This is a genomic window from Ralstonia sp. 25mfcol4.1 (genome assembly GCF_900104095.1).
Lineage (GTDB): Bacteria > Pseudomonadota > Gammaproteobacteria > Burkholderiales > Burkholderiaceae > Cupriavidus.
On the sequence record NZ_FNJO01000021.1, the window covers coordinates 53,563 to 74,739 of the forward strand.

Annotated in this window: 18 protein-coding genes; 10 read left to right on the forward strand and 8 right to left on the reverse strand. The window is 67.6% G+C overall.

The genetic code is table 11. The features are described from left to right. Positions 1 to 27: 27 nt before the first annotated feature. A complete protein-coding gene (locus tag BLQ58_RS26355) occupies positions 28 to 735 on the reverse strand; it encodes a FadR/GntR family transcriptional regulator (RefSeq protein ID WP_029051019.1) in 708 nt (235 codons plus the stop codon). A 143-nt stretch (positions 736 to 878) separates the two neighbouring features. Here BLQ58_RS26355 and BLQ58_RS26360 point away from each other — a divergent pair, with 143 nt between their 5' ends. From BLQ58_RS26360 to BLQ58_RS26375, 4 genes are all read left to right on the forward strand, one after another. Further along, positions 879 to 1,652: a (Fe-S)-binding protein gene (locus BLQ58_RS26360; protein ID WP_092603273.1), complete on the forward strand. Its 774-nt coding sequence runs from the start codon at positions 879 to 881 to the stop codon at positions 1,650 to 1,652. Next, a complete protein-coding gene (locus BLQ58_RS26365; protein ID WP_092603275.1) occupies positions 1,649 to 2,365 on the forward strand; it encodes a LutC/YkgG family protein in 717 nt (238 codons plus the stop codon). The genes BLQ58_RS26360 and BLQ58_RS26365 overlap by 4 nt, the downstream gene beginning before the upstream one ends. After that, positions 2,362 to 3,807: a LutB/LldF family L-lactate oxidation iron-sulfur protein gene (locus BLQ58_RS26370; RefSeq protein WP_092603277.1), complete on the forward strand. Its 1,446-nt coding sequence runs from the start codon at positions 2,362 to 2,364 to the stop codon at positions 3,805 to 3,807. Before BLQ58_RS26365 ends, BLQ58_RS26370 begins: the two co-directional genes overlap by 4 nt. Before the next feature lie 67 nt (positions 3,808 to 3,874). Further along, positions 3,875 to 5,584 carry a lactate permease LctP family transporter gene (locus tag BLQ58_RS26375; protein ID WP_092603279.1) on the forward strand — a complete coding sequence of 570 codons (1,710 nt, stop codon included), beginning with the start codon at positions 3,875 to 3,877 and terminating at the stop codon, positions 5,582 to 5,584. Between the two features lie 156 nt (positions 5,585 to 5,740). Here BLQ58_RS26375 and BLQ58_RS26380 read toward each other — a convergent pair whose 3' ends face one another. The 3 genes from BLQ58_RS26380 to BLQ58_RS26390 all read right to left on the reverse strand — a co-directional run bounded on the left by BLQ58_RS26380 (position 5,741) and on the right by BLQ58_RS26390 (position 9,828). Beyond that, positions 5,741 to 6,898: a CaiB/BaiF CoA transferase family protein gene (locus BLQ58_RS26380; protein WP_049816003.1), complete on the reverse strand. Its 1,158-nt coding sequence runs from the start codon at positions 6,896 to 6,898 to the stop codon at positions 5,741 to 5,743. Between the two features lie 31 nt (positions 6,899 to 6,929). Next, complete coding sequence (locus tag BLQ58_RS26385; protein ID WP_029051700.1) at positions 6,930 to 7,928, reverse strand: Bug family tripartite tricarboxylate transporter substrate binding protein; 999 nt, start codon at positions 7,926 to 7,928, stop codon at positions 6,930 to 6,932. Between the two features lie 88 nt (positions 7,929 to 8,016). Beyond that, entirely contained in the window at positions 8,017 to 9,828 is a 1,812-nt protein-coding gene (locus BLQ58_RS26390) for an acyl-CoA dehydrogenase family protein (protein ID WP_092603281.1), read from the reverse strand. A 127-nt stretch (positions 9,829 to 9,955) separates the two neighbouring features. Between BLQ58_RS26390 and BLQ58_RS26395 the strand changes: the two genes are divergently transcribed. Continuing rightward, positions 9,956 to 10,849: a LysR family transcriptional regulator gene (locus BLQ58_RS26395; protein ID WP_092603283.1), complete on the forward strand. Its 894-nt coding sequence runs from the start codon at positions 9,956 to 9,958 to the stop codon at positions 10,847 to 10,849. Positions 10,850 to 11,063: 214 nt separating this feature from the next. Here BLQ58_RS26395 and BLQ58_RS26400 read toward each other — a convergent pair whose 3' ends face one another. The 3 genes from BLQ58_RS26400 to BLQ58_RS26410 form a co-directional block, all read right to left on the reverse strand. Next, positions 11,064 to 11,954: an alpha/beta hydrolase gene (locus tag BLQ58_RS26400; protein ID WP_092603302.1), complete on the reverse strand. Its 891-nt coding sequence runs from the start codon at positions 11,952 to 11,954 to the stop codon at positions 11,064 to 11,066. 104 nt (positions 11,955 to 12,058) lie between these two features. Next, entirely contained in the window at positions 12,059 to 12,826 is a 768-nt protein-coding gene (locus tag BLQ58_RS26405; protein WP_029051628.1) for an anti-sigma factor family protein, read from the reverse strand. Then, positions 12,823 to 13,341: a sigma-70 family RNA polymerase sigma factor gene (locus BLQ58_RS26410; protein WP_029051629.1), complete on the reverse strand. Its 519-nt coding sequence runs from the start codon at positions 13,339 to 13,341 to the stop codon at positions 12,823 to 12,825. Before BLQ58_RS26410 ends, BLQ58_RS26405 begins: the two co-directional genes overlap by 4 nt. 217 nt (positions 13,342 to 13,558) lie before the next feature. On the opposite strand from BLQ58_RS26410, the gene BLQ58_RS26415 reads away from it, so the two are divergent. From BLQ58_RS26415 to BLQ58_RS26425, 3 genes are read left to right on the forward strand one after another with little or no spacing between them, the layout of a single operon-like run. Continuing rightward, positions 13,559 to 13,894: a FeoA family protein gene (locus BLQ58_RS26415; RefSeq protein WP_049815987.1), complete on the forward strand. Its 336-nt coding sequence runs from the start codon at positions 13,559 to 13,561 to the stop codon at positions 13,892 to 13,894. 35 nt (positions 13,895 to 13,929) lie between these two features. Further along, entirely contained in the window at positions 13,930 to 15,789 is a 1,860-nt protein-coding gene (gene feoB, locus BLQ58_RS26420; RefSeq protein ID WP_029051630.1) for a ferrous iron transport protein B, read from the forward strand. 40 nt (positions 15,790 to 15,829) lie between these two features. Further along, positions 15,830 to 16,165 (forward strand): DUF6587 family protein, encoded by a 336-nt coding sequence (locus BLQ58_RS26425; RefSeq protein ID WP_029051631.1) that lies wholly within the window; start codon positions 15,830 to 15,832, stop codon positions 16,163 to 16,165. Between the two features lie 355 nt (positions 16,166 to 16,520). On the opposite strand, the gene BLQ58_RS26430 is transcribed toward BLQ58_RS26425, so the two are convergent. Then, positions 16,521 to 17,900, reverse strand: coding sequence for a hypothetical protein (locus BLQ58_RS26430; protein ID WP_254776174.1), 1,380 nt, complete (start codon positions 17,898 to 17,900; stop codon positions 16,521 to 16,523). A gap of 566 nt (positions 17,901 to 18,466) precedes the next feature. On the opposite strand from BLQ58_RS26430, the gene leuA reads away from it, so the two are divergent. Both leuA and BLQ58_RS26440 read left to right on the forward strand, forming a co-directional pair. Then, the gene (leuA, locus tag BLQ58_RS26435) at positions 18,467 to 20,155 is read left to right on the forward strand and encodes a 2-isopropylmalate synthase (protein WP_175460017.1); all 1,689 of its coding nucleotides are present in this window, start codon (positions 18,467 to 18,469) and stop codon (positions 20,153 to 20,155) included. Positions 20,156 to 20,562: 407 nt separating this feature from the next. After that, positions 20,563 to 21,168 carry an OmpW/AlkL family protein gene (locus tag BLQ58_RS26440; RefSeq protein ID WP_029050756.1) on the forward strand — a complete coding sequence of 202 codons (606 nt, stop codon included), beginning with the start codon at positions 20,563 to 20,565 and terminating at the stop codon, positions 21,166 to 21,168. Positions 21,169 to 21,177: the final 9 nt, after the last annotated feature.

The following is a 21,177-nucleotide window of genomic DNA, read 5'->3' on the forward strand; positions in this document are numbered from 1 at the left end:
TCCGGCCCCCTCTCCGGACAGCGCCGCTCAGGCGCTTTCGCCGTCCACCTTGCTGCGCACGAAATCGATATGGGTCTGCATGGCCGTGCGCGCCTCTTCGGGCCGACGCGCCAGGATCGCCTCGCATAGCGTGCGGTGCTGGCGCAGCAGCAGGTCCGACGACTCCCCGTCGGCCTCGCGCAGGCCGGTGCCGTTGATCGTGATGTGTTCGCGCAACATGCCGATCACGCTCGTATGCAGGTGCAGGAACATGGTGTTGTGCGACGCCTGCGCAATCGCGTCGTGCAGCTTCGCGTCGGCCTCGGCCTCGGCGGCCTTGTCGTCGGTCTTGCGCGACCGCTCCAGTTCCTTGAGCAGGGCACGTATACGCTTCAGATCGGCAGCGTCGGCGCGCAGCGCGGCAAAGTAGGCGGTGGCGCCCTCCAGCACCCGGCGGAACTCCAGGATGTCGTCGCGCAGCGCCGGGTGGTCGGCCACCAGCTGGCCCCAGGGCGACGCAATGCCGGTGCGCAGCTGATCGGTGACGTATACGCCGGCGCCACGCCGGCTCTGCAGCAGCCCCCGCGCCGCCAGCCGCTGGATTGCCTCCCGGATCGTGTTGCGCGCCACCGCGTACTGCTCGGCCAGCACGCGTTCGGCGGGCAGCCGGGTGCCCACGGGCCACGTGCCGTCCAGCAACGCGGTCTCCATCCTGCGCATGATGTCTTCCACGCGGTTACGTGCGCTGCCGCCCATCGATCCCTTCCCCGTCCCCTGTTTTCGGCCCCCACCGGCGGATTGGTCCAACCAATTTGTACTCCGGCGCGGGAGCGGGAATTATGCGCTCAAAAATGCCGTAAAGCGCGTCACCCGCGCCGGCGCCATACCGGAGGCAGACAATGCAATCCAGGCAATACCCCACGACCGTCCCGCAACAGGTCTATCTGTTCGGCACCTGTCTCGTCGACCTGTTCGTGCCCCAGGCCGGTCTCGACGCCGTGCGTCTGCTGGAGCGCGAGGGCCTGACCGTCCACTTTCCGCGCGGCCAAAGCTGCTGCGGACAGCCGGCCTACAGCAGCGGCAATCCCGAGCAGGCCCGCAAGGTGGCGCGCGCGCAGCTGGAACTGTTCCGCGAACCCTGGCCGATCATCGTGCCCTCGGGGTCGTGCGGCGGCATGATGCGCCACCACTGGCCGACGCTGTTCGCCGATGATCCGGAGGCCGCACGGCTGGCCAGCGACATCGCCGGGCGGGTCTACGAACTGGCGGAATTCCTGCTCAATGTGCTGCATGTGCGCTTTGACCACGTGCCGGCCGGCGATCATGAACGCGTGGTGCTGCACACGTCGTGCGCCGCCCGTCGAGAAATGGGTACGCGTGCCCATGGCGTGGCGCTGGTCGATGCGCTGCCGGGCGTGACGCGGGTCGAGCACGTGCGGGAATCGGAATGCTGCGGCTTTGGCGGCACGTTCTCGCTCAAGCACGCCGATATCTCGGGCGCCATGGTGCGCGACAAGGTGGCTTCCGCCTGCGCCACCGGCTGCGACCGCCTCGTGTCCGCCGACTGCGGCTGCCTGCTCAATATCGGCCACGCGGCCGCCCATGCCGGCGCGCCGCTGCCGGTGGAACACCTGGCGTCGTTCCTCTGGCGCCGTACCGGAGGCGCGGCATGACCGCCATGACCGCCCGCGAGCGCATGCTGGGCCGTTTGCGCGCCGCCGTGCCGACTTCCGGATCGACGCTGGCCGCGGACACCGCCGAACTGGACCGCCGCATCGACGCACATTTCGACACGCGGCGCGGCGAGCGCCCGCCGGTTGACGCCATGGTGGCGTCGATGCAGGCCGCGCTGAGCGCGTCGCACGCCGAGGTGTGCTGTACCGACGCCGCTGGCTGGCCCGCCTGGGTTGCAACCCGGCTCGCCGCCGAAGGCGTGCGCCGGCTGCTGCTGGACACGGCCCGCCCCGAAGGCGCCGCGCTGGCGCGCGCGCTGCGCGCCGGCACCGCCACGCTGGACTTCGACCGTCCAATCGACGCATGGAAGGCCGAGCTGTTCGATACCGTCGACGCCGGCTTCACGGTGGCCCGCTCGGGCCTGGCCGCAACCGGCACGCTGGTGCTGGCTCCCGATGCCGGATCGCCGCGCACGATGTCGCTGGTGCCGCCGATCCATATCGCGCTGGTCTACGCGTCGACGCTGCATCCCGACCTGCACAGCGCCGTGCGTGCCGAGCGCTGGACCGATGGCATGCCCACCAACCTGGTGATGGTGTCGGGCCCGTCCAAGACCTCCGACATCCAGCAGACGCTGGCTTACGGCGCCCATGGCCCGCGCCAGCTCTGGGTCGTCATCGTCAACGATCACGCCGCAGGTGCCGCACAATGAGCCAGCAGACCCTTCACTTCGTTCCCGCCGCCGACTTCCGCGCCCGGGCGCGCGAGGCGCTGGACGACCTCAAGCTGCGCCAGAGCTTTCGCGGCGCGATGGACTTCCTGCAGCAAAAGCGCGCCGTGCAGTTTCCGGACGGCGACGAACTGGAACACCTGCGCGACCTCGGCGAAGCGGTGCGCCAGCACGCGCTGGCCAACCTGCCCGACCTGCTGACGCAACTCGAAGCCAACCTGACGAAGGCCGGCGTGCAGGTCCATTGGGCCGAGACGGCCGACGAGGCCAACGCGATCATCCATCGCATCGCCCAGAACCACGCCGCGAAACGCGTGATCAAGGGCAAGTCGATGGCCAGCGAGGAAATGGAGCTGAACCATTACCTGGCGGAGCGCGGCATCGACTGCATCGAATCGGACATGGGCGAGTACATCGTCCAGATGGCCGGCGAAAAGCCGTCGCACATCGTCATGCCGGCGATCCACAAGACCAAGGCCGACATCGCCACGCTGTTCGAGCAGCACATCCCGGACACGCCCTACACGGAGGACGTGGACGCGCTGATCCAGACCGGCCGGCGCGCGCTGCGCCAGGCGTTCGTGGAAGCCGACATCGGCCTGTCGGGCGTCAACTTCGCGGCGGCCGACACCGGCACGCTCTGGCTGGTGGAGAACGAGGGCAACGGCCGCCTTTCCACCACCGTGCCCAACGTGCACGTGGCCGTCATGGGCATGGAAAAGGTGGTAGCCAGCCTGGCGCATATCGTGCCGCTGTCGAGCCTGCTGACGCGCTCGGCCACGGGCCAGGCCATCACCACCTACTTCAACCTGATTTCCGGCCCGCGCCAGCCCGGCCAGCAGGACGGCCCGCACGAAGTGCACCTGGTGCTGCTCGACAACGGCCGCAGCCAGGCCTATGCCGACGCGCAGTTGCGCGCCACGCTGCAGTGCATCCGCTGCGGCGCCTGCATGAACCATTGCCCGGTCTACACGCGCATCGGCGGCCACGCCTACGGCACGACCTATCCGGGCCCGATCGGCAAGATCATCTCGCCCCACCTGCTGGGTCTCGACGCCACGGCCGACCTGCCCACCGCATCGAGCCTGTGCGGCGCCTGCGGCGAGGTATGCCCGGTGCGCATTCCGATTCCGCAGCTGCTGGTGCGGCTGCGTACCGAGGCCAACCGCAACCCCGACGAGGCCGTGCCGCATCCGCTGAAGGGCCAGGGCGCGAAGTACAGCAGGCGCGAACACCTGGTGTGGCGCTTCTGGAGCGGGGCGTTCGCGCATCCGGCCGCCTACCGCGTGTTCCGCTGGGCCGCCACGCGGCTGCGCGCCTTCACGCCGGCAGCACAGATGGGCTGGACCCAGCATCGCCAGCCGCTGACCCCCGCGCCCAAGAGCCTGTCGGACCTGCTGGCCGAACGGAACCAGCCCGGGTAGCCGCGCCGGCACCGGCGCCGCCACCCACAAGAATTCAAGAACTTAAACACCAACGAGGAGACATCCCGTGCAACCCTGGACCCAGCTATATACGCCGCTGGGCAGCCTCTGGCTGTCCGCGCTCGCAGCGGCGGTACCCATCCTTTTCTTCTTCGTCGCGCTGGCCGTGCTGCGCATGAAGGGCCACGTGGCGGCCGCCGTCACCCTGGCGCTGGCGCTGGTCGTGGCGATCTTCGCCTACGGCATGCCCGCGCAGCAGGCGTTTGCCGCCGCCGGCTTCGGCTTTGCCTACGGGCTCTGGCCGATCGCCTGGATCATCGTCACGGCGGTGTTCCTGTACAAGATCGTCGTGAAGACCGGCCAGTTCGACGTGATCCGCGCGTCGGTGCTGTCGATCACCGACGACCAGCGCCTGCAGATGCTGCTGATCGGCTTTGCGTTCGGCGCGTTCCTGGAAGGCGCGGCTGGCTTTGGCGCGCCGGTGGCCATTACGGCCGCGCTGCTGGTGGGCCTGGGCTTCAACCCGCTGTACGCGGCCGGGCTCTGCCTGATCGCCAACACGGCGCCGGTGGCCTTCGGCGCGATGGGCATCCCGATCATCGTGGCCGGCCAGGTCACCGGCATCGACCCGATGCACATCGGCGCGATGGCCGGCCGCCAGTTGCCGCTGCTGTCGCTGGCCGTGCCGTTCTGGCTGGTGTTCATGATGGACGGCTGGAAGGGCGTGCGCGAGACATGGCCCGCCGCGTTCGTGGTGGGCGGCAGCTTCGCGGTGACGCAGTACTTCACGTCGAATCACATCGGGCCCGAACTGCCGGACATCACGTCCGCACTGGTCAGCCTGATCGCGCTGGCGTCGTTCCTGCGCGTGTGGCAGCCGCGTTCGGCATCGCAGGCGGCACGTGGTTCGTCCGCCGGCACGATGTCGGGCGGCACGGTCGCCATGGCCGGCTTTGGCGGCGGCATGGGTGCACCGTCGAACCGCAAGCCATCGCCGTACACGTTCGGCCAGACCGTGCGCGCCTGGGCGCCGTTCGGCATCCTGACCGGCATCGTCACGGTGTGGAGCCTGCCGTCGTTCAAGGCGCTGTTTGCCGCCAATGGCGCGCTGGCCGGTACGGTGCTCAAGTTCAAGGTGCCGATGCTGGACCAGCTCGTCATCAAGGCCGCGCCGATCGTGGCAGCGCCCAAGCCTTACGAGGCCGTGCTGAAGCTCGACCTGCTGTCCGCCGTCGGCACCGCCATCCTGCTGACGGCGGTCATCTCGGTGGTGCTGCTACGCATGAAGCCGCGCGACGCCATCGCCACCTTCTTCGAAACGCTGCTGGAGCTGCGCCGCCCGGTGCTGTCGATCGGCCTGGTGCTGGCATTTGCCTTCGTGGCCAACTACTCGGGCATGTCGTCCACGCTGGCGCTGCTGCTGGCCGGTACCGGCGCCGCATTCCCGTTCTTCTCGCCGCTGCTGGGCTGGCTGGGCGTGTTCCTGACCGGCTCCGATACGTCGTCGAACGCGCTGTTCTGCTCGCTGCAGCACACCACGGCGCACCAGATCGGCGTGTCTGACACGCTGCTGGTGGCCGCCAACACCACGGGCGGCGTGACGGGCAAGATGATTTCGCCGCAGTCGATCGCCGTGGCCTGCGCGGCAACCGGCCTGGTCGGCAAGGAATCGGAGCTGTTCCGCTTCACGGTCAAGCACAGCCTGCTGTTCGCGTTCATCGTGGGCGTGATCACGATGATCCAGGCTTACTGGCTGACGGGGATGATTCCGGGGTGAGCGACACCGCTTGTCATGCGCTCCCCTCGCCCATTTATGGGAGAGGGGTGGGGGAGAGGGCGTCGAGGTTCACATTGCGATTTGTCGTTGTTTGAACTGCTGGCCCTCTCCCCCAACGCCTCTCCCGCCGTGCGGGAGAGGGGGGCAACAGCTACCTCAATCGTTCGCCGCTTCTCTCGGCAGGAACGCATTGCCCTCCGTCAGCGGTGCAAACCGGTAGGTGGCCGGCGTGCGGCTCAGCTTGACCGGGGCGCCCAGGCCCTTGTAGCCGCCGGGCATCTCCACCACCATCCCGCGGTGCGCGGTGTGCGGATGCGTCAGCGCGTCGGGCACCGACAGCACAGGCGCGCACGGCACGCCGGCCGCCGACAGTTCGTCGGCCAGCGCCTTGCCATCCCACGCGGCCAGCTTCGATTCCAGCGTGCCCTTCAGCTGCGCCCGGTTGACCGAGCGCGCGCCGGCCGTGGCAAAGCGTTCGTCGTCGGCCAGTTCCGCCACGCCGATGTGCTCGCAGAATATGCGGAATTGCCGGTCGTTGCCCACGGCCAGGAAGATCGGATCGGTCGCCGTGGCCACCGTGTCGTACGGGTAGATGTTGGGATGCGCGTTGCCGGTGCGGCCCGGCGTCTTGCCGCTCATGAACCAGTTGGCCGCGTGCGGATGTAGCAGCGACAGGCCGGAGTCATACAGCGCCGCCTCGACGAACTGCCCGCGCCCGCTGCGCTCGCGCTCCTGCAGGGCCAGCAGCACGCCCAGCGCCGCGTTCAGGCCCGTCACCATGTCTACCACCGGCAAACCCACGCGCAGCGGGTCGCGGTCGGGTTCGCCGTTGATGCTCATGATGCCGGCCATCGCCTGGATGGCGGCGTCGTAGCCGGGCAGGCCGCCCAGCGGGCCATCGGCACCGAAGCCCGACACACGGCAATGCACCAGGCGTGGAAAACGCTGCGACAGCGCGTCGTAGCCCAGCCCCCATTTCTCCATCGTGCCCGTCTTGAAGTTCTCGACCAGCACATCGGCATCGGCCAGCAAAGCCAGCAGCACGGCCCGGTCGGCGTCGGCCGTCAGGTCCAGCTTCATCACGCGCTTGTTGCGGTTCAGGCCGAAGTAGTACGACGCCACGCCGTCGCGGAACGGGGGGCCCCAGGTGCGCGTGTCGTCGCCCTGTGGCGGTTCGATCTTGAGCACGTCGGCCCCGTGATCCCCCAGGATCTGCCCGCAGAACGGACCGCCCAGGATGCGTGACAAATCCACTACGCGGATGCCGGCCAGCGCGCCGCTTTTGCCGCTAGTGCCGGTTTGGGATGGCGTCATGTCTCTTCCTTGTGATGCTGTTGTCGTGATGTCAGTCCAGCTGTGCGCCGGATTTCTGTACGACGGTACGCCACTTGCCGACCTCGGCCTTCACGAAGTTGCCCAGCTGTTCTGGCGACGTGGACGGCGCCAGTTCCAGCCCCTGCGCCAGCAGCGTCTTGCGGACTTCGGGCTGCTGCAGCGCGTCGGCGAACGCATGGTTCAGCCTGCCGATGACGGCGGGGGGCGTTCCCGCCGGTGCCACCACGCCAAAGAATACCGAAACATCGAACCCGGCAACACCCTGCTCGGCCACGGTCGGCACATCGGGCAGCGCCTGCGAGCGGCCCTTGGTGGTCACGCCCAGCGCGCGCACCTTGCCGCTCTTGATGAAGGGCAGCGCGGTCAGCACGTCGGTGAAGGTCATGCTCACCTGGCCGCCCAGCAGGTCGTTCAGCGCCGGGCCGGTGCCCTTGTACGGCACGTGCTGGAAGTCGGTGCCGGCCAGGTTGTTGAACAGCACGCCGGCCAGGTGCGACGACGCCCCGTTGCCCGACGACGCATAGCTGAGCTTGCCGGGATGCGCCTTGCCATAGGCAATCAGCTCCTGCACGTTCTTGGCCGGCACGGCCGGATTCACCACCAGCACATTGGGCAACTGGCCGATCTGGATCACCGGCGCGAAGCTCTTGACCGGGTCGTAGTTGATCTTGCGATACAGGCTCACGTTGATCGCCAGCGGCGCCGACGTGCCGAACATCAGCGTGTAGCCGTCAGGCTCGGCCCGGGCCACCACCTCGGCACCGATGTTGCCGCCTGCGCCGGCGCGGTTTTCCACCACCACGGGCTGGCCCAGGCTGTTCTTCAGCGCGGCGGCCAGCGTGCGGGCCATCGCATCGGTCGGGCCGCCCGGCGGGTAGGTCACCACCAGCATGATCGGCTTGCTCGGGAAATCCTTCTGCGCGAAGGCGGGGGTGGCCGTTGCAAACAGCGTGCAGGCGGCCAGCGAGGCAAAGGCGGCCAGGGCCGCGCGGCGGTGCCATTGGGGCATGATGCGTTGTCTCCGGTGAAGCTTTTTTATATTGGGCGCGCGATTCGGGTTGGCGGCGCGCCCGTTCAGAACAGCAGATTGCCGAACGTCAGAACACGTTGACCTGATCGACCGGACCGGCCGCGCGCACCGCGCCATCGGCCGGCGGGGCCACGGTATCGGCCAGCCAGTCGGGCTCTGTGCCGCCGCCCAGCGGGTCTTGCGGCAGCACGCGATGCACGAGCACCAGTTGCGCCAGGCGCATGCGACGCACGGAGCCGATCCGGCCCGCTTCCCAGGCCATGGCGACGGCGCTGGTGACGTGGTACAGCGCCGACGCGGCCTGGCGGGCCAGCACGTCGCCATCGGCACCGGCCTCGGCCGCACGCGTGGCCAGTGCGGCGGCATTGGCGATGGCTGCGGCAAACACTTCGCGCGCCTGCGCCTGCAGCGGCGTGTCGTGCAGCAGACCGCTCAGATGCGCCTGCAGCACCGGCAGCGAGCCTTCGCGTCGGATGGCCCGCAGCACGTCGAGTGCGACGATGTTGCTGGTGCCTTCCCAGATCGATCCCAGATGGGCGTCGCGCACCAGGCGCGGGTCGCTCCATTCCTCGATGTAGCCACAGCCGCCGCGGATCTCCATCGCATCGCCGGTCACCTTGCGGGCGTCGCGGCAGGCGCGGAACTTGATCAGCGGCGTCAGGATGCGCATCAGCGGATAGGCGTCGGCCTCGCCCGCGTCGGCGCGGCGCAGCGCCTCGGCGGTCTGGAACACCATCGTGCGGGCCTGCTCGGTGGGCAGTGTGAGCTTGAGCAACTGGCGGCGCATCAGCGGCATGTCGGCCAGCCGCTTGCCAAAGGCGCGGCGCTCGCGGGCGATGAACTGGCCCTCGGTCAGCGCGCGGCGCATCAGGCCGGCCGCCCGCACGCCGTTGGACAGCCGCGAGTTGTTGATCATGTCGGCCATCTGCACGAAGCCACGGCCCAGTTCGCCCACCAGGTGCGCGTGCGCGCCTTCCAGGCGGATTTCGCCGCTGGCCATCGAGCGCGTGCCCAGCTTGTCCTTGAGACGGATGATGCGGTAGTGGTTGGCGCTGCCATCGGCCAGCGTGCGCGGCAGCAGGAACAGCGACACGCCCTTGATGCCGTCCACGGCCGTGCCATCGGCCTCTTCGACGCGCGCCAGCACCATGGCCAGTGCGGCGTCGGGGTTCGAGCAGAACCACTTGTCGCCCACCAGGCGCCAGCCGCCTTCGGCGCTGTCGTCGCGGATCGCCCGCGTGGCCGTGGCGGCCACATCCGAGCCGGCACCCTGTTCGGTCATGAACATCGCGCCCTGGTACAGGTCGTCGAACACCTGCGTGGTCAGGTTGGGCAGGAATCGGTCGACCAGTGCCGCGTCGCCGAACTTGCGCAGCGTGCGCGTCAGCGAGTCGGTCATCGACAGCGGGCAGCACAGGCCGAATTCGGCCTGCACGAACAGATAGGTCAGCGCGTACTTGGCTGCCGGCGGCATCGGCTTGTCCCAGCCCAGCACCCCGCCGCGATGCGACGCGGCGGCCAGGCCGAATTCCGAAAACGCCACGCGTTCCAGTTCGACGTAGGCGGGATGCTTGTGGATCCGCTGGCCGTCCAGCCCGGTGCGCGTGCGATGCGACAGCGTCGGCGGGGCGTGGTCGGCCACGTTGGCGAGTTCGTCGAGCACGCCGCCGGCCAGCGCGCCCATGCGCTCCAGGTGCGGCAGCAGGTGATTGAACAGGTCGGCTGGCAGGTACAGCGGCAGCAGCGCGCGCAGGTCGGGGTCAGCCGCGAACAGGCTCGAACCGTGGCGGTCGGGCACCGGATGGGCGTCTGGCTGGCCGTAAGGCGGGGAAAGTGGCGCGGGCGGCGATGCGGCGGGGCGGGTGGCGCTGGTCGGCATGCGGTGTCTCCGTTGGCTCCCTGCCCTGCAGAACGGCGGGCGGGATGGTTTGGGATCCATTATTTGATCGCCAACGATTCGCGTCCAATTCTAAAATTGGCTTGATCAATACAAAATTTGTATCGCCATGGAATTCCGCCACCTGCGTTACTTTCTCGTGCTGGCCGAGGAACTGCACTTCGGCCGCGCCGCCCGGCGCCTGTCGATTTCACAGCCGCCGCTCTCGCTGAACATCCAGCAGCTCGAAGCGTCGGTAGGCGCCCGGCTGTTCGAGCGCGACAGCCGCGGGGTGCGCCTGACCGCCGCCGGCCGGGCATTTCAGGAATCGGCTATCGCCTTGCTGGCGCAAGCTGAATCGGCACGGCTGCTGGCGCGCGAGATAGAGGCCGGCGCGGTGGGCCGCCTGCGGGTGGGCTTTGTCGGGTCGATGCTGTATCGCGGGTTGCCGCAGCGGCTGCAGGAATTCCAGCGCCGCTATCCCGGCATCCATGTGGCGCTGACCGAACTCAATTCGCAGGAACAAATCGATGCCCTGCTGCATGGCGAACTCGATGCGGGCTTTGTCCACACCAGCCGGGTGCCCGATGAACTGGCGGCCACGCTGGCGCATTCCGAACCGTTCGTCTGCTGCATGCCGGCCGACCACCCGCTGACGGCCAGCGATACGGTGGCCCTGACCGACCTGCGCGGCGAGCCGTTCGTGCTGTTTTCGCGCGAGGCCTCGCCCGACTACTACAGCCGCATCTTCGACATGTGCGCGGCACACGGCTTTTATCCACGCATCCGGCACGAGGTGCGCCACTGGTTGTCGGTGGTGTCGCTGGTATCGCAGGGCATGGGGGTGGCCGTGGTGCCGGCCGCCATGGCGCGCTCAGGCATGGCGGGGGCGGCGTTCCGGCCGCTGGCCGACGCCACGGTGCCATCGGAGGTCTACTGCGTGTGGAAGCAGGCGCCCGATCATCCCGCGCGAGACCACTTCGTGGCCACAGTCAGGGCAGCGGCGGCGCAGTCGGCCGTCTAGCCGGGCGAGCCGGCCCGGGGAAAAAGAAAAAGCCACCGGCCCAGGGGGCCAGCGGCTCTGAAGTACGCGTGGAACGGGGTGTTCAGCGTGCGTGAAGCTTAGGGCCGGCGGGTGCGCCGCACCAATACCGCAAACGTGTTATTCACGCGGGATTCACGGGAGAAAGGTGCTCAGGCAGGCTGATTCCCCCACCCGGCCGGGGTAATCCCTTAGATTAGGCGCCATCAGCAAACGGGTCGCGCGGCGCGATCGCGGCGTGAAGAGCCTTGTCCGTCCCGGTGCTGGCCACCTTGGCCGAGCCCTGCCCGCTGGCCGCCTGCACGATCAGGTCGGCAACGTCCTTCGGATGGGAGATCAGCGACACGTGGCTTGCCGGAATCTCGATCGTGAACGCGCCCATGCGTTTGGCCATGAAACGCTCCAGGTCGGGATTGATGGTGCGGTCCTGGGTCGACACGGCGTACCACGTCGGCTTGTGGCGCCACGCCGCCACGGTGGTGCGGGCCATGGTGACGGCCTTGCCCATCGGCTGCTGCACGGCGTAGTAGGCTTCGGCCTCCGCCTTCGGCAGGTCGCCGGCAAAGTCATTGACGAACGCCTGCTCGGACAGCTTGCCGTAGCCGTCAGCCGACCACTGCAGGCCTGCCGAGGCCGGCGCGGCCGGAAACCTGCGCGTCAGCGCCGGATAGTCTTCGCCGGCATCGGGAGCCCGGGCGGCGATATAGACCAGGCCGGCCACCTTCGGATCGTCGCCGGCCTGGCTGATCACCATGCCCGCATACGAGTGCGCGACGAGCAGCGTGGGGCCGTCCTGCAGCGCCAGTGCGCGCCTGACCGCATCGACATCGGCATCGAGCGACGTGGTGGGGTTCTGCACCGACGTCACGTGGTAGCCGCGGGCCTGCAGCAGCGGGATGACTTTCTCCCAGCTCGATCCATCGGCATACAGGCCGTGGACCAGCACGATGTTCCTGACAGGGGCGGTAGCAGCGGCGGCAGCGGCCGGGGTCTGCGGTGCGGGGGTGACCTGCGCCATCGCGCCTTGCGCGAAAGTGAAGGCGGCGGCGGTGGCCAGGGCGGCCAGCAGGGGGTGGTTCCGTTTCATCATCGATCCTTTCATCCTGGAGCACATGCATGGGACTGCGGTCATGCTCTGTGTCCCAGTATGACGATCGACACCCGGCCGCTATTTCCTCGCTGCATATCTTTTCAGGTATCGCCCGGCGCAACGGCGCGCTGCACGGGCAACGCGGCCGGATTGTCGGTTGGACTGACCACGGCATATAGATAGCGCCCATTGCGCCAGTACTGGGCCATCAGGTTGCCTTCGGTGCGCGACCCGTTACGCAGGCGCAGTTCGCCCTGCGGCCGCACGTAGTAAACAATCGCCTGCATCTGCGGGTTCCGGTACAGGATCATCGCCGCCGGGCCTTGTTCGCTCGACATCAACCGGCCCCCCACGGGATGGAACCCATAGGCCGAGAAATCGGGCAGCGGCGCTGGCTGCACGAAATGGCGATTCAGCCATGTCTGGAGTTCGCGCGCGTCGGTGGCCGTGGCATCGACCTTCACGTCGACCATCTCCGGTGTGGCGCTGACGGCGAACAGCCGATAGGCCGACATCGCGTCGGCCATCGGCGGATAGCTCTGGCGCAGCGCGATCTCGCGCGACTGCCAGCCGCCCATGCCGCCGACGGCCAGCGCCATGACCAGCGACGCGGCAATGGCCACGCGGTGCCGCAGGCGGTCGCGCAGGCCGCGCCGGATGCGGAATGGGTCGAGCCGGGCCGGCGTGTCGGCCGGGGGCGGCTCCATGCTGGCGCGCAGGCGCTGCATGTCGAGCCGGATCTCCTGCACCTGGCGCGCCAGGTCCGGGTGGCTGTCGATCAGTGCGTCGATCTGCAGTCGGCGCGTTTCGTCCAGTTCGCCATCGACGTAGGCGTGCAGTTCCGGTTCGGTGGGCATCAGGGTATTCATTTGAGCACCTGCAGGGGTGTATGGACGACCTTGCCGTCGGTGAGTTCGCGCAGCGCCTTGCGCGCCCGCGAAATGCGGGACATGACGGTGCCGATCGGCACGTCGAGCGCATCGGCGGCCTCCTGGTAGCTGAGCCCTTCCACCGTGACCAGCATCAGCAAGGCGCGCTGTTCGGCTGACAGCCGGTTGAAGTTGTCCAGCGCCGAGCGGGTCAGCACCACGTCTTCCGTGGAGGGGACGCTGTCTTCGTCACTCCCGACCCCGAATAGCGTCAGCAAGCCCGCGTACCGCTTGGCGCGGCGCTGGCCGTCGATGAACAGCCGGTAGAGGATGGAGAACAACCAGGCGCGCAGGTCGCCGCCTTCCTGCCGCGTCACACGGCGCGACAGGGCGCGTTCCAGGCACGCCTGCACCAGGTCGTCGGCGCTGGCCTCGTTCCGCGTCAGCGACACCGCAAAGCGGCGCAGCCTCGGAATCACTTCGCGCAGCGCATCGTCTGAGAAATCGTTGTCCATCGGTATCGGGGCGCCAGGGCGCGGCAAGGGAGAGAGTCGTTACACGTAAACGTCCGGCAGGGCGAATTATTCCGTCCACATTACAAACGGCTAACAACGGTGTGGCTTCAGCGCGCAAATGGCGCGAATGCTATACAATCGAGAACGATTTCTATTTACGTACCCGGCAGGATTTTCCCTGCCGCGTGGCGGCGATCCGCCCTTGGACTGGAAGCATATGCGGTTGTCTGAACTGCCCCGGCGCACGGTCGCCATTGTGAAATCGGTGGACGATGCCACCCCTGGCGACCCTGTCGCGCGACGTCTGCGCGATCTTGGCTTCGTGCCGGGCGAATCCGTGCAGATTGTCACCTTCGGTCCGTTCGGCAAGGATCCGCTGGTCGCCCAGGTGGGCTACACGCGTTTTGCACTGCGCCGCTCGGAGGCCGATCGCATTGCCGTGGAGGTAGCCAGCGCCACCGTGTCGAGCATCGCCCCGGCAAGCCAGGCCGATATGGCCCGAACGGCCGATACGACCGACGCTTCCGATTCCGACGCCCAGCGCATCGCCTGAAGGCCTGCCCGCGCGTCGCCTGACCCTAATCCATCATGTCAGTTGCCCAGAATGCCTCCGCCCTGCGCATCGCGCTGGTAGGCAACCCCAATTGCGGCAAGACCGCACTGTTCAACCGCCTGACCGGCAGCCGCCAGAAAGTGGCCAACTACGCCGGCGTGACCGTCGAGCGCAAGGAAGGCCAGTTCGTCTCGCCGGCCGGCCGCACCGTGCGCATCCTCGACCTGCCCGGCGCGTACAGCCTGCATTCGGCCAGCCTGGACGAAGCCATCACGCGCGAGGTCTGCATGGGCCAGCGTCCCGGCGAGGTGCGGCCCGACCTGCTGGTCTCGGTGGTCGACGCCACCAACCTGCGCCTGCACCTGCGCTTCGTGCTGGAACTGCGCCGCCTGGGCCTGCCGATGGTGGTGGTGCTCAACATGAGCGATGCGGCGGCGCGCCGTGGCATCGTGATCGACCGCGATGCGCTGTCGCGGGCGCTGGGTGTGCCCGTGGTGCAGACCGTGGCCGTCAAGCGCGACGGCGCCGCCGCGCTGGTGAAGCTGTTCGACGAGACGCTGCCCCCGGCACCGCCGGCGCAGGCACTCGACAGCGTGTCCGAGCTGGACACCCACGCCGAGGTCAAGCGCCTGCTGGACGCCGCCGTGACGATGCCCACCCGCACCGCGCGCTTCGACGACGCCGTGGACCGCGTGGTGCTGCACCCGGTGTTCGGCCTGGTGATCCTGGCCGTGCTGCTGTTCTTCATGTTCCAGGCCGTGTTCTCGTGGGCCGAGCCGATGATGGACGGCATCGAGGCCGGCGTGCATTTCTTCGGCGAATGGATCGGCGGCCTGATGCCCGACGGCATGCTGAAGAGCCTGCTGGTGGATGGTCTGATCGCCGGCCTGGGTAGCGTGATCGTCTTCCTGCCGCAGATCCTGATCCTGTTCCTGTTCATCCTGACACTCGAGGAATCGGGCTACCTGCCGCGCGCCGCGTTCCTGCTGGACCGCCTAATGATGGGCGCGGGCCTGTCGGGCCGGTCGTTCATCCCGCTGTTGTCCAGCTTTGCCTGCGCGATTCCGGGCATCATGGCCACCCGCACGATCCAGGACCCGCGCGACCGGCTGACCACCATCCTGGTGGCGCCGCTGATGACCTGCTCGGCGCGCCTGCCCGTGTATGCGCTACTGATCGGCGCGTTCATTCCGGAGCGCACCGTGGCCGGCCTGTTCAACCTGCAGGGCCTGGTGCTGTTCGTGCTGTATGTGGCCGGCATCGTCAGCGCGCTGCTGGTGGCCTACGTGCTGAAGTGGTTCCGCCGCGACCGCACCGACCATCCGTTGCTGATGGAACTGCCGTCGTACCGCGTGCCGAATCCGCGCGATATCGGCATCGGCCTGTGGGAGCGTGCGCGCATCTTCCTGTCGCGCGTTGGCAAGGTGATCCTGACGCTGACCGTGCTGCTGTGGTTCCTGGCCACGTTCCCGTCGCCGCCCGAAGGCGCCACCATGCCGCCGATCGACTACAGCTTCGCCGGCATGATCGGCCGCGCACTGGAGCATGTGTTTGCCCCGATCGGCTTCAACTGGCAGATCTGCATCGCGCTGGTGCCGGGCCTGGCCGCACGTGAAGTGGCGGTGGGTGCGCTGGCCACGGTGTACGCGCTGTCGGGCAGCGACGATGCCGTGGCGGTGCAGCTCGCGCCGATGATCGCGGCGCAATGGTCGCTGGCCACGGCGCTGTCGCTGCTGGCCTGGTATGTCTTCGCGCCACAGTGCATTTCCACACTGGCGGTGATCCGCCGCGAGACCAATTCCTGGAAGGTGATGGCCGCCTCGGCCGCCTACCTGGCCGGGCTGGCTTATGTCGCGTCGTTCGTCACGTACCGCGTGGCGCTGGCGCTCACCTGATTGCGAGGAAACTGACTCGCCACCTTCGAGTCCAACGGCCATGACGCTCTATCACGCCTTCGAAACCCTGATCGTTCCGCTGATCGTGCTGGGCTGCGCCATCCACGTCGCGGGGCGCTATATGCCACGCACACGGGAGCGCGCGAAGGCGCGTCTGGCGGCGATGCTGGGCGGCGTGGCTGCCCGCGGCTGGCGCGGATGGCTGGCGCGGCGTCTGGCCCCGACACAGGCCGCGGGGTGCGCCAGCGGCTGCGATACGAACAGCGGCTGCGGCACGTGCGGCTCGAACACGTCGGGCGCCGGTTCTGGCGGTACGGGCAGTGCCGCTTCCGGCGGCAGCAACGAGCAGGTCATCCGCTTCGTACGCAAATCCTGATGGCGGCACCGGCCCGAGCGGCTCGGCAATGACAACGGCGATCCCTTGGGGTCGCCGTTTTGTTTTGGTGGGACCTGATTGGACCGCACGCAGAAACGGGTACGCTTTGCACTGGACCCCGCCTGTTTGCTTCCCTCTCCCGCAGCGCGGGAGAGGGGCCGGGGGAGAGGGTCCGGAGGTTCAAATCCCGCCGATCCTTGTTGAAACGCCTGCCCTCTCCCCCAACCCCTCTCCCATTCATGGGAGAGCGGAGCGCATAACCGGATGTCGGGGGTCGCTACGCAGAAACGGGTACGCCCACCCAACGAAACAACCCGCCCCCCCCCCGGCGGACACTCTTCGCGTCCAACCGGCCCTACTGCGCCACGCCCGGAATCGTCAGCGACACCGGCATGGCTTCGGTCCCGGCGGTACACGAGACGATCACCGTGAAGGGTCCTGAGCCGGTGGGCACCACCGACGCCAGGTTGCCCCCATGCGGCACGATCGACACCGGACCGCTGCCCACCTCCCAGTTCCACGTGCCATTGCATCCCATGATGCCTTCGTCGATGCCACGGTGCAGCAGGTGCGCGGAGACCGGCGCACCGCCGCCCGGCACGATGAACGGGTCCGGGCCGCTATAGATCAGCCCCCATGTCGGCTGCTCGGTCACCAGCAGCTGGGCGCGTGGCTTGGCGGTGAGCGTCAGGCTGCCGGCCATTTCCTCCAGCACGCTCTGCAGCGGGGCGATGCCGGTCGGGCGGCTGGTGGTCACCGTGGTCACGCGCGTGGCCGAGTTCGGCACCACCGCCAGCGAGGGCGAGGTGGTCATGTACGTCCACAGCCCGGTGAAGGCGGCCGTGGCATCGCTCTCGTCATTGCGCAGCACGCGCGAGTCGTAGGTCTGCGGGTAGCCGTTCAGCACGTTCAACGCGTTGATCTGCTTGCCGTACTGCGACAGCACCAGGCGATAGGTCGACACGCTGGTCTTGAATACCGACACCAGGAAGGCGGCGGTCAAGGTATTGCCGTCGGGGGCGGTGACTTGCACCGTCACCAAGGACTGCGCCGTCGTGTCGCTGGTATTGACGCCGCGCAGCGTGCCCACGTTGGTGGTGCCGGTGGCCTGGACGGCCGTCGTGCTGCTGCGCCATGTCCAGCCCGTGGCTGCGCCCGAGCGGTCCGCGCCGTCGCTGTCGATCAGCGATGCCGTTACCGGCAGCACCTGGCCATTGGTCATCGACAGCACCGGATATGGCAGCGCCAGGCTGTACGTCCGCACGCCCGGTGCCACCACCGTGATCGTGGCGGCCACCTGTGGGAGCACGGTGGTGGTGCCATTGGCGCCGGCCACCGTTGCCGCCACGTTCACCGACGTGGTGCCCACGCCCACGCCGGTCACCACGGCGCTGCCAGGAATGGTGCCGTTGGCCACCGCCCCCACAGAGCCGTTGCCGCTGTTCCAGACGAAGGTCGTGGCGCCCGTGACATCGTTGCCGAGATCGTCGACGACCGATGCCGTCAGCGAGATGGTGCTGCCCACGGCTACCTGCCCCGACGTACGGTTCATGACCAGCGTGTACGACTTGGCGACGGCCGTGCTGCCGCCACCGCCGTTGCCGCCGGCATCGCCTCCGGTGCCCGCGGGGGCCGTCGTGCCGGCGCCCGAGCTGCCGCCACCGCCGCCACATGCCGCCATCAGCATGGCCGTCGCCATGCACGCGATCCACCCCGTCCACGTACGTGTACGCATGATTGCCCCCTTGTCGTTATCGATCCCGTTCCTGCTGCTGCCAGCCTAGGCGGGAAGTGAATGGCGATGTACTGGCCAGAGGATTGAGCGCCAACCCACATATCGGGTGGAACTCATCCGTTCGGGGTAAAGCTCTGACGTGCGGTGCCCCGCATTGCCGGCCGAATCAGACCTGTCAGACGACATGCCGACGGTTGACGCTGTGGTGCGTTTTGCACTACCCTCCTCCTGTTCGTCCGCGCTTAGATGGCGCGACGATATCCTTCTCGCACGATGCCAGCCAACGCCCTCATCCTCCGCCACGCCGCAGATGCCTCGCGCATCGGTGCCGCCGTGCGCGCGCGTGTTGATGGTTCGCTGGCCGCCCTGACGTCGTGCCGCGCCCTGCTGGGCGCTTCCTCGCTACTGCTAGGCCTACCGATCGGTTGCCGGGCCTAGTGCCCTGTGGCAGTTCGGCAGCCGTTCGCCACTTTTTTCCGTCTTTCCGTTTTTTCCGTTCACGCGAAGCCCTCGTATGCCGAGCCGCTTCCTGATGCTTCCTTAGCGAGGAAGGAGATGCCATGCCCATGTTGCGCAACCCCGCCGCCAAGTACCGTCCCGCCACCGTTGTCGATTTGCCTGACCGTGCGTGGCCATCGCGCCAGATCACCCGCGCACCGCGCTGGATGAGCACCGACCTGCGCGACGGCAACCAGGCGCTGATCGAGCCGATGAACAGCGCCCGCAAGCTGCGCTTCTTCGAACAGCTGGTGAAGGTCGGTCTCAAGGAAATCGAGGTCGCGTTCCCGTCGGCATCGCAGACCGATTTCGATTTCGTGCGCATGCTGATCGAGGAAGACCGCATTCCGGACGACGTCACCATCGTGGTGCTGACGCAGGCGCGTGAAGACCTGATCCGTCGCACCGTGGAATCCGTGCGCGGCGCCAGGCGCGCCACCGTTCACCTCTACAACCCGATCGCCCCGGCCTGGCGCCGCATCGTCTTCAATGCGTCGCGCGACGAGATCAAGGAGGTGGCCGTGTCCGGCACGCGCCTGATCCGCGAGCTGACCGATGCCATGCCGGAAACGGCCTGGACGTACGAATACTCGCCGGAGACCTTCAGCCTGGCCGAACTTGATTTCTCGCTGGAAGTTTCTGATGCGGTGTCGGCCGTCTGGCAGCCGGATGCTGCGCGCCCGATGATCCTGAACCTGCCGACCACGGTGGAATGCAGCACGCCCAACGTCTTTGCCGACCAGATCGAATGGATGCACCGGCATCTGGCGCGACGCGAACACATCGTGCTGTCCGTCCATCCGCATAACGACCGCGGCACCGCCGTGGCCGCCGCCGAACTGGCCGTGATGGCCGGCGCCGACCGCGTGGAAGGCTGCCTGTTCGGCAATGGCGAACGCACCGGCAACGTCGATCTGGTCACGCTGGCGCTGAACCTTTACACCCAGGGGGTGGATCCGGAACTCGATTTTTCCGATATCGACGAAGTGCGCCAGTGCGTGGAACACTGCAACCAGCTGCCCGTGCATCCGCGCCATCCGTACGTGGGCGATCTGGTCTTCACGGCCTTCTCGGGCTCGCATCAGGACGCCATCCGCAAGGGCTTTGCGCAACAGAAGCCCGACGCCATCTGGGAAGTGCCCTACCTCCCGATCGACCCCGCCGACCTGGGCCGCAGCTACGACGCGGTGATCCGCGTGAACAGCCAGTCGGGCAAGGGCGGCATGGCGTACCTGCTGGAGCAGGCCCATGGCATCTTCATGCCGCGCCGCCTGCAGATCGAGTTCAGCCGCGCGGTGCAGGTGATGACCGACGAGACCGGGCTGGAAGCCAGCGCCGAGGACCTCTACGCACTGTTCCGCCGCGAGTACCTCGACGTAGATGCGCCGCTGCGCTATGTGTCGCACCGCATGGTGTCGACCAGCGACAACGCCGTGGAAATCGAGATGGAAGTGACACGCGACGGGCAGCCGGTGCGGGTGCGCGGTGCGGGCAACGGGCCCATCGATGCCACCGTCGATGCGTTTTCACGCGGCCTGGGCATTGCCGTGCGGGTGATGGACTATCACGAGCACGCCATGACCACCGGCGCCGATGCCAATGCGGCCTGCTATGTGGAAGTGCGGGTTGGCGATTCGCCGACGGGATTTGGCGCCGGCGTGGACGCCAGCATCGTCACGGCATCGCTGAAGGCCATGGTGTCGGGCGTCAACCGGCATCTGCGGGCGCAGGGCCACGACCAGGCCCGGGCTGCGTGATCCGCGGGTTGAACTGATCCGCTGATCTGGCTGAAAAACGGTGTGCCCTGCCCCCACAGGGCACACCTGAAAAGACGTCCTGACGGACGCCCACGACATGCGCGGTGCACAACCACGAGCCCACAGCGTAAGGGCCGCAAAGCGGCTGCGCCACGAATAAATCCGCATGTCCATAGAAGCATTCACCTTGTGTCGCAAGCCCGCGCGGGGCGGCGACGCCGCAGCGGTGTCGCGCATTGACGACGCAGTTCCATCCAATTTGCGTGGGCTGCACTTCACTTGTCCTGCATCAAGGTTTGGGTGCCTCGCACAAGACACACTGGTCGCACTTTTTCGATGTTTTGTGCCTGACCAACATGACCACTGCAATTTCTCCCCGCCGCAAGACCCTCGTTTCCTCGATTGGCATGGCGCTCGCCGCCGCCACCATCGGCACCATTTCCGCGCCTGCCGTCGCCGCTGACGAAGCGCAGGGCAACTGGATGGTGCGCCTGCGCGGCACCTATCTGGACATGGCCAACAAGTCGGACCCCGTAGGCGGCGTTGGGGCATCGGATCGCATCCACGTCAACAACAAGTGGATTCCGGAAGTCGATATCACGTATTTCATCGTGCCGCATATCGCGGCCGAACTGGTGCTGACCATCCCGCAGAAGCAGGACGTGAGCCTTGACGGAACGAAGATCGGCACGTTCAAGCACCTGCCGCCGAGCATCCTGCTGCAGTACCACTTCCTGCCGAACGGCACGTTCCGCCCGTACGTCGGTGCCGGCGTGAACGCGACACGCATCTATGGCGCCGATCTGGCCGGTGGCACGCTGGGTCTGGACAAGTGGAGCGTGGGTCCGGCCCTGCAGATCGGCATGGACTACAAGCTCAACAAGAACTGGTTCCTGAACGTGGACGCCAAAAAGGTCTGGATTTCCAGCAACGTCTACGCCAATGGTGTCAAGGTGTCGACTGTCAACCTCGACCCGTGGCTGTTTAGCGCCGGCGTGGGCTATCGCTTCTGACCGCCAACG